This is a genomic window from Gilliamella sp. BG2 (assembly GCF_046635645.1).
In the GTDB taxonomy this organism is placed as follows: domain Bacteria; phylum Pseudomonadota; class Gammaproteobacteria; order Enterobacterales; family Orbaceae; genus Gilliamella; species Gilliamella bombi.
In genome coordinates, this window is the sequence record NZ_JBIDFF010000035.1 from 1 (window position 1) to 12,352 (window position 12,352).

The following is a 12,352-nucleotide window of genomic DNA, read 5'->3' on the forward strand; positions in this document are numbered from 1 at the left end:
CCATATTTTATCATAACTTTATTATTCCTCATACTTATTTTCTTAAATTTATTGTTATAAAATAAACAGTTAATGTTATTTTTAGTAATTTTAGCATAAAGTAGTATATAACTATGCTACTCTATTTTAGAATAAAATCTTCGTTTTTCACCTGTTTTTTTGTAAAGTTTTGTTAAGCTCCTTCTTTAATAAAAGATCATCCATTGCTCTAAATTTTTTAATAATATAAGATAATGAATCTATTACTTAAAATCACATATTTGCTTATTAATATTAAGACTTAATCATTAACCTTTACAGAAACATAATTAATACTTCCTATATTTTTGTATATCGCTATTTTAGATCCTAACAATAGCGAATAGACAACATCCATGACTTAATAGCATTTTTTTGCTATAGTAAACGCCATTTTATTTAATCTATAAGAGTTATAAGCTATGGAATCTATACCTAATTGCCCTGTTTGCCAATCTGAACACACTTATCATGATGGCAGCTTTTGTGTTTGCCCTGAATGTGCCCACGAATGGGATCCAAACGAGGCTGTGTCTTCTGATGTTGGATTACAGGTAAAAGATAGCAATGGTAATTTACTTGCTGATGGCGACGATATTATTTTGATTAAGGATCTAAAATTGAAAGGATCTTCAACGGTGCTGAAAAAAGGCGCTAAAGCCAAAGGCATTCGTTTAGTCGAAGGTGATCACGAAATCGACTGCAAAATTGATGGCATGAAAATTATGCTAAAAGCCTGCTTTGTAAAAAAAGCTTAGTTAACTATTTTATTAATGCTGATTTTATCAGCATTAATCTGTTTTAGTGTTAATTAATATAATCTATCATACAATAAACATACTTAGTTAGATCATTGTTTTCAATTAAGTATTTATTGTTTTTTGAAGAATTTATTTCCCATAGCCACAAAAAATAAGTCAAGTTGAATAGGTAAATTAAATACGACTGTGTGATCAATTTATATCACTGAGTTAAATACCATAAGATACTAGAAATTCGCTCAAACATTTGTTCAAAAATAAATTCAGTAAATGCGGGTAGTGTTGTAATTAAATAAGTTAGCATGATTAGCCCTAAGAATAGGGTCGCTGGATAACCAACCACAAATATAGATAGCTGTGGCGTCATTCTGTTAAGTAGTCCTAATGATATGTTGATGATTAATAGCAATGTCATTAAAGGAAGTGCTAACATGATTGCGTTGATAAATAATAGTTTGCTGACTTCAATTAATGCTAAGTATCCATTCGCTTGTAATGGCATTACTGCAATCGGAATAATATCAAAACTATTTGATATGCCGTATAACAACCATAAATGGCCATCAAGACTGAGAAATATTAATAAAGCAATGATGTTAATTAAGCGCGATAATACTGATGTTGATGGACCGCCAATAGGGTCAAAAAAGGTCGCCATTCCTAGCCCCATTTGCATCCCTATTAATTCTCCTGAAAATCGCACTGTCATAAATGCCAACTGCATGGTAAAACCAATAAGTATTCCAATCATTATTTGTTGTGCAATAATCCATATTCCTATAAATGAGTATATTTTTATATTGTCATCAATATGTGGATGTGGCAGTACAATCGTAGTGAGTAGCGCTAGACCAATTTTAACTCGATTAGGCGTTTCCTTTTCGCCAAAAATGGGCGCTACCATGATCAACGCTAAGATACGAACAAAAGGGAAAAAATAGTCCCTAATCCAAGAAAAGAAATCGATATTAAATAAATTGTTGATATCAAATTCCATTACATTTAACGGGTTAAGTTAGGAATATCTGTAATAACGGTTTGGATATAGTCGATCATGGTTGATAGCATTGATGGCCCCAATATTATTAAAACCACAATGACCACTATGATCTTGGGAATAAATGATAATGTCATTTCGTTAATTTGCGTCGCAGCTTGTAATAAGCTAATGATTAACCCTGTTACTAATGCGGCTAATAATAACGGTCCAGCTAATGATGCCGCAACTTTTATCGCTTGTATGGCTAACGTGCTGATATATTCAGATGACATAGTGCGACTCAACTAAAAAAGCTTTGTGCTAATGATCCAAGTAATAAATGCCAACCATCTGCCAAGACAAATAACATTAATTTGAATGGTAATGATACTGTCGCTGGTGGCACCATCATCATTCCTAATGCCATAAGCGTGCTTGCTACCACTAGATCAATTACTAAGAATGGAATAAAAATTGTAAAACCAATTTGAAACGCTGTTTTTAATTCACTCACCACAAAAGCAGGAACTAATACTTTTAGGGGAACGTCTTCACGTGTTTGAATGTCGTTTTGATGAGACATGTTAACAAATAACGCTAGGTCATTTTCTCGCGTTTGGGTAAGCATAAATTCTTGTAATGGTTTAGTTGCTTTTGTTAATCCTTCTTGCATGGTGATTTGATTTTGTGAATATGGCACATACGCTTCTTGATAAATTTTATCAATGACTGGCGACATAATAAAAAATGTCATAAAAAGCGAAATTCCCAAAATAACTTGATTAGGTGGTGCCGATTGCGTACCTAGGGCATTACGTAACAGACCTAACACAATGATGATTCGTGTAAAGCTGGTCATCAATAATAATATTGCTGGTATAAAAGTGAGCAATGTTAAAAAGACTAATGTTTCAACTGGTAACGACCAATTTTGCCCACCAGTTAGGGGCTGATTTATGTTAGTTAAAGATGAAGTTTCAGCATAGCTAGATAAGCTAAATAGCAATAAACTTAGCAAAATAGTTAAATTTAACCGCACTTGTTGTTACTCCTTTTTCACTTTTAAAGCGGATTGTAATATCTGTTGAAATGCGTTAATTTTCGTAAGATTTTTATCTGCTCCATTTTGCGAAAGCAACACTTTGGTTCGTTCTTCATTGATGGTATGTAACAATGTCATTTGTTGAGGAGTAACACCTACCACTAATAATTGGTTATCAACGTGAATAACCATAATACGTTCTTTAGGATTAATGTTATATGTGGCTTTGACATCAATCCATTGTTCGGTCGTTTTTTTCCAACCCATTCTTTTTGCGAGCCATCCTAGCAATAAAATAAAACCGATGATCACAATAAGCGTTAATCCCATTGACGATCCAATTTCGGTATAAATATTTAAATCAGAAGACGATGGCGATAAGGTATTAGTATTGGTTGCACCAACCGTAGGTTGAATCAAATTAGGTTGCTTTATTGTCATTAACGGCTTAATCTTCTTACACGCTCTGATGGAGTAATAATATCGGTGATACGTACACCATAGTTATCGCCAACTACCACAATTTCGCCTTGAGCTATTAAATAACCGTTAATTAATATATCTAATGGTTCTCCTGCAAGCCCATCTAATGCAATTACCGAACCTTGGGTTAGATTTAATAGATCTTTAATAGCTATTTTTGTTCGACCAAGTTCAACGCTTAAATCAACAGGTATATCTAATATAAGATTAATATCTTGCTTTTTATCTTTTGTTTGTTGAGGAGATAATGTTTCAAAAATAGCCTCTTTAGTGATGAGTTCATCACTCATTACTTTTTCTTCTTGGTCTTCGCCGTTATTTGGTATAATGTCAGTCATTGAACACTCCCTCATTCAGTTGTTCTATCACAGGATTAATGACCTGTTCTACTTGAATTGCATACTGTTTATTTACTTTACCGTAATGGCCTTTTAATACCGGTACACCACCAACTGTTACATCTATATTTGTTGGTTTTTCAATTGTTAAAATATCATCAACTTTTAACGCTAACAGTTTTTCAACGGTTGTATGAATATGGGTAAAATTGGCAACTAATTCGACAGATGATTGTTTAATTCCAGTGGTTAATGAACTCATCCAGATATTATCGTCTTGATAAGTCTGTTCTTCGATAGGTGGCTTTATTAGCAACTCTTTGATTGGTTCAACCATAGAATAAGGGATACAAATGCAAAATGTTGCTTTGCTATGACCCACTTCGACTTTGAAGTTTGTTGTTAGCACGACATCATCAGGCGAACTGGTAATGTTGGTAAATTTGCTTTGCATTTCAGAGCGAATATATTCAGTTTCAATTGGGTATACATCAGCCCATGCATTTTGATAAATAACTAATGCTAATTCTAATACTCGTTTTATGATTTGCTGTTCGGTGTGGGTAAATTCTCGTCCTTGTGTTTTTATTTTAGTTGTATGCCCGTCTCCCCCAAATAATGAATCAACGATAATAAAGACTAATTCAGGCGAAAATGAAAATAAGCTTGAACCTCTTAATGGGTTAAGATGAACTAAATTTAAATGGTTTTCTGATGAAATATTAGAAAATTCCTCAAATGTTTGTGGTTCAATATGCGATGCAACTACATCGGCATTGCGACGCAATCGATTAAATAGCCCAATTCTAAACTGACGAGCAAAACGTTCATTAATGATTTCTAATGCGGTTAAACGTTCAGGAATAAAGCGATGTTTTACCGATAAATCATAAGGTTTAACATCAACCTTTTTACCAGAAGGTAACGAAAAAGAAGAAACATCAATACTGCTATCTTCACCATCGTTAACAAAACTATCAGATAGTTGTTCTGCAGCACTATTTTCATTTAAATCTGTTGTGGGCTCTATCTTATCGGGCATAATAATCACCGTATAATAAAATCAGTAAATAGAACTTCATCAACTTTTACCCAATGTTTTGCATCATATTGTCTTGATAAGGTAGTTTTTATCTGCTCTTGTAAATCGATCTTCCCCGATTCTTGCTTTAGTTTGTTAACATGCTGTTTTGAAGTTAAAAGTAGTACGTCACTTCTTACTTCAGGTAAATAATCTAATAGCACTGTTCTTTGGTTTTCATCGGCGATACGCAAAACTATTCCAATATAAATAATTTTATTAGTTTCGATATTATCTTCTGAGACAGGTAATGAAATAGTAAACGGTTTTAATGTTAAAAATACCGGTGACGTAACTTCGGGTTCTTCTTGTGCTTTAGTTGTGCTTTGTGAGTGATTGTGAAACCACAAATAAGCCGCAACACTTATCGCTAACAACGTAATAAGAATAAGGATCAGATTTAAAACACTTACTTTTTTTTTCGTGGTAGGCATATTTATTCTTGTCTCTATAAATTTAAAAAGATTTATAACCCATTAATTAGGTATAGTTACAAGGATAATAAATCATATTTTTTAAATTGATTTGAAGAATAGGCAACAAAACATTACCTATTTAAACGTTTCAATTGATTTAAAATATAAAATTGCTCAAAAAATAATAATCTTATTAGTTAGGCAAATATACTAAGTCTAGATTTAATTGATCGACTTTCAATTAGAGATTGCTCAATACTATCGTCTATTACATCAAGTGATACGACTTTCTGGGTTTGATTGCTTTTTGTTTGTTGCTGTGTATCAGATTGTTTTGAATCATTCATCATTGAAAAATCACCGATATTTGTTTGCTCTAGTGTAATACCTTGATCTTCTAATGATGTTCTTAAAAAAGGTAAAGCCGATTCTAACATACCTTTAACAACACTATGTGCAGCCATCATATGAAGATTCATTTTATCATCATTCATTGCAAGCTTAATGTACATTGAGCCTAACTCTTGTGGATGTAATTTTATTTCGGCAGTTTGAATACCTTGACGATTAAACATAATAATTTGTTCAGTTAATGAAGTTTGCCACTGCATAATATTTTGTGTAGATAAATTTATTGTCGCTGATCTTGCGCTAATACTAGTTTGTGATAATAGCTGGTTTTGTCCATTGGTGTTGGTTAACAAAAATGGTTCTTGATTAGTAGCCATTTGTCCTTCATCATCGTAATTATTTATTAATTGGACTTGATTCATCACTACTTTCTGCATAAATTCACTAGCTTTATGCGATTCATTTTTTGAGTTAGCAAAATTATTAATATTATCTTTAATATTTGTCATTCCTTTATCCACAGGTTTAGTTTTTATTCCTGTTTGTGATGTTACTTTATTAATTAAATCTTCACTGTCATAAATAGAAGTAAGTAACTGCGTTGCTTGCTCATCGATTACCACTTCTGATGATCCACCGAATAAATTAACATTTAATGTTTCAGTATTTTGATCTATTTTTATATCACTATCTTGTGCTATTGGTGTTTGTATATTAAAGGGATAAATTTCCGTAATTAACATTTCAACATTATGATCATTATCTTCTTGCGCATCATCGATACCTTTTAATTTGGCATTAACTGTTTTTTTATTATGTTCGGTTTGATTTTCACTTTGTTGTAATAATTGTTGAAAGCAATCATTACCATTATTCGTTAAATTGGTTTCAACAAGATCTGATTGATGAGAAACAGTAGGGTTCAATCCATTGATAAGATTAACATTCATTTAATACTCTCCTTGCTAATTGTAACTGCGCAAATTCATCTGTCAGTTTTTGCTGTAACCGATTTTGTCGTTGCAAATATTGGTTATACTGCTTATTTAATAGTGTGGTATATGTGTTTAAGCTTTTTTGTGATTGATTAAGCTGATTTGTAATTTGCTTTTGTTTAATATCTAACGATAACAATAGTTTTTTTTGTTGCTCAATACCTTGTTCAATTGAAGCAATAAACGATTTAAAATTGTTTAACTCGCTACCTTTAATACCTTCAAATAAGGCATTATTTAATTTTTGTTGATATTCAACATAATAATTATTTAAAACATTTAGCTGTGATTGTGCATTTTGATGATTTTCATTTGCTTTTTTTAGTTTTATCAAGTTATCGTCTACCGACTTTTGCGCCAATTTTTTTAATGTTGAAAATGCAAGTTGCGAAGGATTTTTATTCATTATGATATTTCCCTAACGAGCTAATTGTGGCTCAACAATGGCCGCTAATTGTTGATAAGCGTCTTGATAACAGCAATGTTCATTAATACCTTGTTGTAAAAATTTTTGCATAGCAGGATATAGCGTTATTGCTCTGTCTAATAATGGATCTGTGCCAGATATATAAGCACCAACATTAATCAAATCACGGTTTCGTTGAAAACTTGAAAATAATTGTTTAAATAATCTAGATTTTTTTTCATCTTCAGGTGCAGTAAGATCTGTCATTACGCGACTAATTGAAGCCTCAATATCAATAGCTGGATAATGTCCTGATTCAGCAAGAGATCGAGATAAAACAATGTGTCCATCTAAAATTGCTCGGGCCGAATCTGCAATCGGATCTTGTTGATCATCACCTTCGGTTAATACCGTATAAAATGCAGTAATTGAGCCTTTCCCTTCTTCATCATTGCCAGCTCTTTCAACTAATGCGGGTAACTTTGCAAAGACTGATGGCGGGTAACCTTTAGTTGCTGGGGGTTCACCAATTGCTAAAGCAATCTCTCGTTGTGCCATAGCATAACGAGTTAAAGAGTCCATAATCAATAAAACGTTAAAGCCTTTATCACGAAAGTTTTCAGCAATTTTTGTTGCATATGCCGCTCCTTGTAAGCGTAATAATGGCGAAACATCCGCTGGTGCTGCTACAACAACCGCTCGAGCCAATCCTTCTTCGCCTAAAATATTTTCGATAAAGTCTTTAACTTCTCGACCTCGTTCACCAATCAACCCGACAACAATAATGTCCGCTTGCGTATAACGAGCCATCATACCTAGTAAGACACTTTTACCAACCCCTGATCCAGCAAATAAGCCCATTCGTTGCCCTTTGCCAACCGTTAGCAAGGCATTTATAGCTCTGACACCAACATCAAGAACCTGATGAACAGGAGTCCGTTGTAGTGGATTCAGGGATTTATTGGCTAATCCAGCATACTCAATATGCTCAGGTAATGGTTTATCATCCAAGGGATTTCCCATAGCATCAACCACTCGACCTAATAATCCCATTCCCATAGGTAATACTTTATGATTAAAATGTGTTAGATCATATTGCTTAGTATAGACTCGTGCCCCTAATAAAATACCGTCAGTTGATTCAAATGGCATTAAGTAAAGTGTTTTATCACTAAATCCAACTACCTCACACTCAACGGGCTCAATTCGACCGTCGGTTTGTCGTTCAACCAAGCAGTTAGACCCCAAAGGTAACTTTAGTCCAATAGCTTCTAGCACAAGTCCCGATGCTTTAACCAATCTTCCATATTGGCGGATTAGTGATAGTGATTCAAGTTGTTGTGTAGCTTGGTCAATTTTATTTAGCCATTGTGCAGAATATCTCACGTTAATGATTGTCCTCTTTTAAGCTATCAGACATTATTTGCCAGTGTTGATCGATATTTGCATCAATTTCATTAGTTTCGGTAAATATCTTGCATCCACCCTGTTCTACGTTAGAATCGGCAATAAGTTGCCAATGATGTTGACTGATTTCATCATTCAGCATGGGTTCTAACCACAGTAAATCAGCTGGATTTAGGTACAATGCAATAGGTTCAGACAAAACTGAGCACTGTTCAACTAATGTTTTTATGGTATAAATAAGCTGTTTTTGCTTAGCTTTTGGTATCGTGCCTACTGTTTTTTGCGCAGCAATCAATGCTAAATCAAGCAGTTTAGGAACAATTAATTCATCAATTTCGTTGATCGAATTTTGAAAATTGGTTATTAAATTAGCTATAGCTTGAACGGCATTTAATTTTTCTTCATTAAGTTGTTGTTCAATGAACTGGCGCCCTTCTTGCTCGCCAATTTGATAGCCTTCATCATAACCAGCCTGTTTACCTGCATTGAAACCTTCTTGTTGACCTAAATTAAAACCGTCCTGATAAGCCTGTTTTTTTACCTCTTCTTTTAATTGCTCTAACTGTTGTGCCTGATTTAACTCTGGTTCAATTACAACATTATCTATCTCGGTAGCAGTTAGTTCTGTTTCAGGATCATCAGTTCCAACGTTTATAGCAACTTCATTTTTACTTAATTTCGGTAATTCGGGTAAAGAGAAATCTTGAAAACTTAATGGTTCCCAATTTAATCTATCTGGCCGATTACACATATTCATCATCACCGCTACTTAGGATAACTTCACCACTTTCTGCTAATCGACGAGCAATAGCCAGTATTTTTTTCTGTTCAGTTTCAACTTGAGATAAACGTACAGGAGGTCGATTTTCTAAATCTTCACGTAAGATAGATGCCGCTCGCTGTGACATGTTACTCAATAGTTTTTCTCGTAATTCAACCGATGCACCTTTCAATGCAATTATTAATATTTCATTATCGACTTCTTTAAGTAAGCGTTGAATACTTCTATCATCCACTTCAACAAGATTTTCAAATAAGAACATTTCATCAATAATTTTTTGGGTTAACTCGCCATCATAATCACGCAATGCATTAATAACTTGCTCTTCTTGCTGCGTTTTCATTAAGTTAATAATTTCTGCCGCAGTACGTATACCACCAAGATTATTAAGTTTGATATTTTGACCATGTAGTAAAGTCGATAATGAAGTTGAGAGTAATTGAAGTGCAGAAGGCTCTACTCCTCCAAAAGTTGCAATACGTAACATGACATCGTTTCGTAATTCATCATCAAATAGATTTAGAATTTCTGCCGCTAAATCACGATTTAGATGAACTAAAATAGTTGCAATAATTTGTGGATGTTCTTTTTTGACCAAATCAACTGCTCTTGTAGCATCGACATAGTTGAGCATTTCAAGACCATCGGTTGCTTCTTCTTTTCCTGTATCTAATAATTCATCCAGTAAACGTTCGGCTTTTTCACTACCAAGAGATCGACCCAATATTGTACGTAAGTAACCATCTGGATCGGTATTTAAAACAGCGCATTCTTCAAGAGCAACTTGGCACTCGTTAAGTATACCTTTCAACTGTTCTTGCGAAAATTGAGGTAATGACATCATCGCACTACTAATTTGTTGCACTTCTTTATGGTTAAGATGTTGCATAACTTGTGCCGCTAACCCTTCACCTAACACCATTAAAATCGCAGCTACTTTTTGAGATTCACTTAATATCATTGCTCAGTGTCCTCCTTATTTATCCAATTACGAATAATTAGTGCCATTACACGCGGTTCTTTTTCAACAATTTTCCGTATATGCTGTTGTTGTTGCGTATTATCTTCAAATATTTTTTGCTGTTGTTTACTGTGAGCTTTATAATCTAACTTATCGTCTACGGTAGATTGAGAAACTAATGATTCTCCATTATCAATAAAGAATTTACGTTGTAATTTTATCCATACCGAACGTAAAACCTTACGCCACGCAAACCATAAAATAATAATATAAATTAGATACTTAATTACTGTTTTAGCAGAATCATAAAATTCAGGAGTTTTCCAAAATGCCATATTATCGTTGTCATCAAGTGTTTGATCGGTAAATTTCAAATTTGCAACAGTCAAGCTATCACCACGTAAATCAGAAAACCCCATTGCCTGACGGGCTAATGCTTCAATATTTTTCAGTTCATCACTATCTAGTTTTACCCATTGTTCAGTTATGGAAGATGACTTGTCATTGTCACTGTCAACATCTTCAGATTTAACATTATCTGGCTCGGTTGTAACGAATTTATAATTCACCAAAACAGCAACCGATAAACGTTTAATACGACCTTCAGGTATTTGACTGTGTATAACCTTTCTATTTACTTCAAAATTAACGGTATTATTTGATTGCAAGCTGTAATTTCCTTGCTTATCGTGTTTTTCAGTCGATTCTTGTTCATCGATTGGCGCGCTAGATGCAGGTACAGGTTGATTAGACAACGCTCCTGGCACACCACCTACACCATAGCTTTTAGATGATTGACGATTTTCTACTTGTTGCTTACTGCGAATAGTTTGATTAGCAATATCACTATTAGGATCATAAGTTTCTAATGTCGATTCTTGTCGACTGAAATCAATATCAGCATTCACTTGCACCTTGACATTATTTTTACCCAAAATTGGGGTGATGATTTTTTCTACTCGCTCACGAATATTATTTTCAATTCGCTCACCAAATTCGAGTTGAGCGACATTTGTGTTTCTATCACGATAACCTTCACCAGTTAACAGGTGACCATGCTGATCGATAATGGTCACTTTATCTGCTTGTAATTCTGGCACACTACTAGAAATTAAATGGATAATGGCATCGATTTGACCTTGTGATAATGAGCGCCCAGGAAATAACGTTAATGCCACCGATGCAGAAGGAGATTTCCTTTCCCTGACAAATAAAGAAGGTTTAGGCATTGCTAAATGCACTCTAGCATCATCAATACTACTGATGATGGATATTGTTCGGGATAATTCGCCTTCTAAAGCTCGTTGATAATTTATTTGTTCATTGAATTGGCTCATACCAAAACTTTCTTTGTCGAGCAATTCAAAACCAACTGCCCCACCTTTTGGTAAACCCTGCTGAGCAATACGTAATCGGGTATCGTAAACTTTATCTTGCGGAATTAAGATTGTGGAACCAGAAGACGAAAATTGATAAGGAATATTCATCTTATCAAGTTGGCTAATAATTTCACCACCATCTTTATCATTTAAATTACTGAATAAAACTGCATAAGACTCATCTTTAGCCCATAAATAAATAAAACTAATAATGGCTATTATAATTACAGCTGCAATTAACAATGCCATTTTGGTGTTTTGTTTTAGTTGATTTATAAAAGGCAACTTATTTAATATTGATTCACCTTTATTATTGACTGTTTGACTAGCCATTGGCACCCTGACTCTAAACTATTTAGATTAACTCTGTTCGTTATTATCCATGTATTTAAAAAATTCAATGGCGAGAAAAGCGTGCACTTTTTCCCTTACTTATACCCTTTGTTTTTTTATTTATATGTTAAATTTAGCCATACAGTAACAAAAGAGCTAAAAAGCAGTTATCAAAATGAATACAATCAATACATTCAATCCAATTGAGCTAACTGATTTAAATAAATCAACGTCAATATCTCCAAAAACGCATTTTGCAGATAAAAACTTTGTTTCAGAATTAAAAACCGCTTTAGATAACATCAGTCAAATACAAATACAGGCAAATAATGAAGCAAAAGCTTTTGAAATGGGAGATACAAATATTTCATTGAATGAAGTCATGGTTAATATGCAAAAGTCATCGGTTTCATTGCAGTTTGGTATTCAAGTACGCAATAAACTAGTTGCTGCTTATCAAGAAATTATGAATATGAATGTTTAATTAATGACATCGAATACAATTCCTATATTCTAAATTTTGCATTTTACTTTTACAGATAACTAGGGACTGTTGATCTTTGCTGTACATAAATCACTCAACAATACATTGGCAGCCACATTAACATAAATGCCAGTGAT

14 protein-coding genes and 1 pseudogene are annotated in these 12,352 nt (G+C 33.6%); 2 read left to right on the forward strand and 13 right to left on the reverse strand.

The window, feature by feature from the left end; translation table 11 throughout:
* The first annotated feature begins 440 nt into the window (after positions 1 to 440).
* Positions 441 to 776, forward strand: a complete 336-nt coding sequence (locus ACGH6Q_RS10975; RefSeq protein ID WP_034909519.1) for a zinc ribbon domain-containing protein YjdM — start codon at positions 441 to 443, stop codon at positions 774 to 776.
* 205 nt (positions 777 to 981) lie between these two features.
* Here ACGH6Q_RS10975 and fliR read toward each other — a convergent pair whose 3' ends face one another.
* From fliR to fliF, 13 genes and pseudogenes are all read right to left on the reverse strand, one after another.
* Positions 982 to 1,776, reverse strand: a complete 795-nt coding sequence (gene fliR, locus ACGH6Q_RS10980) for a flagellar biosynthetic protein FliR (RefSeq protein WP_051634103.1) — start codon at positions 1,774 to 1,776, stop codon at positions 982 to 984.
* Between the two features lie 5 nt (positions 1,777 to 1,781).
* On the reverse strand, positions 1,782 to 2,051 hold the full coding sequence (gene fliQ, locus ACGH6Q_RS10985) for a flagellar biosynthesis protein FliQ (RefSeq protein WP_034909516.1): 270 nt from the start codon (positions 2,049 to 2,051) through the stop codon (positions 1,782 to 1,784).
* Positions 2,052 to 2,059: 8 nt separating this feature from the next.
* Positions 2,060 to 2,797, reverse strand: a complete 738-nt coding sequence (gene fliP, locus ACGH6Q_RS10990; RefSeq protein ID WP_296302906.1) for a flagellar type III secretion system pore protein FliP — start codon at positions 2,795 to 2,797, stop codon at positions 2,060 to 2,062.
* Between the two features lie 6 nt (positions 2,798 to 2,803).
* Entirely contained in the window at positions 2,804 to 3,241 is a 438-nt protein-coding gene (gene fliO / locus ACGH6Q_RS10995) for a flagellar biosynthetic protein FliO (protein ID WP_085164696.1), read from the reverse strand.
* A pseudogene (fliN, locus tag ACGH6Q_RS11000) lies at positions 3,241 to 3,549 on the reverse strand (flagellar motor switch protein FliN); the annotation flags it as partial. The gene fliO and the pseudogene fliN, both read right to left, overlap by 1 nt.
* A gap of 64 nt (positions 3,550 to 3,613) precedes the next feature.
* Positions 3,614 to 4,663, reverse strand: a complete 1,050-nt coding sequence (gene fliM / locus ACGH6Q_RS11005; protein ID WP_296317788.1) for a flagellar motor switch protein FliM — start codon at positions 4,661 to 4,663, stop codon at positions 3,614 to 3,616.
* Positions 4,664 to 4,668: 5 nt separating this feature from the next.
* Positions 4,669 to 5,136, reverse strand: a complete 468-nt coding sequence (locus tag ACGH6Q_RS11010) for a flagellar basal body-associated FliL family protein (protein WP_085164699.1) — start codon at positions 5,134 to 5,136, stop codon at positions 4,669 to 4,671.
* A 179-nt stretch (positions 5,137 to 5,315) separates the two neighbouring features.
* On the reverse strand, positions 5,316 to 6,419 hold the full coding sequence (locus tag ACGH6Q_RS11015) for a flagellar hook-length control protein FliK (RefSeq protein ID WP_411592824.1): 1,104 nt from the start codon (positions 6,417 to 6,419) through the stop codon (positions 5,316 to 5,318).
* Complete coding sequence (fliJ, locus tag ACGH6Q_RS11020; RefSeq protein ID WP_051634102.1) at positions 6,409 to 6,870, reverse strand: flagellar export protein FliJ; 462 nt, start codon at positions 6,868 to 6,870, stop codon at positions 6,409 to 6,411. Before fliJ ends, ACGH6Q_RS11015 begins: the two co-directional genes overlap by 11 nt.
* Positions 6,871 to 6,882: 12 nt before the next feature.
* Entirely contained in the window at positions 6,883 to 8,262 is a 1,380-nt protein-coding gene (fliI, locus tag ACGH6Q_RS11025; protein ID WP_411592826.1) for a flagellar protein export ATPase FliI, read from the reverse strand.
* The gene (locus ACGH6Q_RS11030; RefSeq protein ID WP_296299920.1) at positions 8,258 to 9,028 is read right to left on the reverse strand and encodes a flagellar assembly protein FliH; all 771 of its coding nucleotides are present in this window, start codon (positions 9,026 to 9,028) and stop codon (positions 8,258 to 8,260) included. The genes fliI and ACGH6Q_RS11030 overlap by 5 nt, the downstream gene beginning before the upstream one ends.
* Positions 9,021 to 10,019, reverse strand: a complete 999-nt coding sequence (gene fliG / locus ACGH6Q_RS11035) for a flagellar motor switch protein FliG (RefSeq protein ID WP_065561660.1) — start codon at positions 10,017 to 10,019, stop codon at positions 9,021 to 9,023. The genes ACGH6Q_RS11030 and fliG overlap by 8 nt, the downstream gene beginning before the upstream one ends.
* Positions 10,016 to 11,731 (reverse strand): flagellar basal-body MS-ring/collar protein FliF, encoded by a 1,716-nt coding sequence (fliF, locus tag ACGH6Q_RS11040; RefSeq protein ID WP_411592825.1) that lies wholly within the window; start codon positions 11,729 to 11,731, stop codon positions 10,016 to 10,018. The genes fliG and fliF overlap by 4 nt, the downstream gene beginning before the upstream one ends.
* Positions 11,732 to 11,906: 175 nt before the next feature.
* Between fliF and fliE the strand changes: the two genes are divergently transcribed.
* Complete coding sequence (gene fliE, locus ACGH6Q_RS11045) at positions 11,907 to 12,215, forward strand: flagellar hook-basal body complex protein FliE (RefSeq protein ID WP_085164710.1); 309 nt, start codon at positions 11,907 to 11,909, stop codon at positions 12,213 to 12,215.
* Positions 12,216 to 12,352 lie beyond the last annotated feature (137 nt).

Coding starts and splice junctions, on each gene's coding strand:
- fliJ (WP_051634102.1), bottom strand. CDS start 6,870: ATGAATAAAAATCCTTCGCAACTTGCATTTTCAACATTAAAAAAATTG.
- ACGH6Q_RS11015 (WP_411592824.1), bottom strand. CDS start 6,419: ATGAATGTTAATCTTATCAATGGATTGAACCCTACTGTTTCTCATCAA.
- fliM (WP_296317788.1), bottom strand. CDS start 4,663: ATGCCCGATAAGATAGAGCCCACAACAGATTTAAATGAAAATAGTGCT.
- ACGH6Q_RS11010 (WP_085164699.1), bottom strand. CDS start 5,136: ATGCCTACCACGAAAAAAAAAGTAAGTGTTTTAAATCTGATCCTTATT.
- fliO (WP_085164696.1), bottom strand. CDS start 3,241: ATGACAATAAAGCAACCTAATTTGATTCAACCTACGGTTGGTGCAACC.
- fliE (WP_085164710.1), top strand. CDS start 11,907: ATGAATACAATCAATACATTCAATCCAATTGAGCTAACTGATTTAAAT.
- fliQ (WP_034909516.1), bottom strand. CDS start 2,051: ATGTCATCTGAATATATCAGCACGTTAGCCATACAAGCGATAAAAGTT.
- ACGH6Q_RS10975 (WP_034909519.1), top strand. CDS start 441: ATGGAATCTATACCTAATTGCCCTGTTTGCCAATCTGAACACACTTAT.
- fliR (WP_051634103.1), bottom strand. CDS start 1,776: ATGGAATTTGATATCAACAATTTATTTAATATCGATTTCTTTTCTTGG.
- fliF (WP_411592825.1), bottom strand. CDS start 11,731: ATGGCTAGTCAAACAGTCAATAATAAAGGTGAATCAATATTAAATAAG.
- fliG (WP_065561660.1), bottom strand. CDS start 10,019: ATGATATTAAGTGAATCTCAAAAAGTAGCTGCGATTTTAATGGTGTTA.
- ACGH6Q_RS11030 (WP_296299920.1), bottom strand. CDS start 9,028: ATGTGTAATCGGCCAGATAGATTAAATTGGGAACCATTAAGTTTTCAA.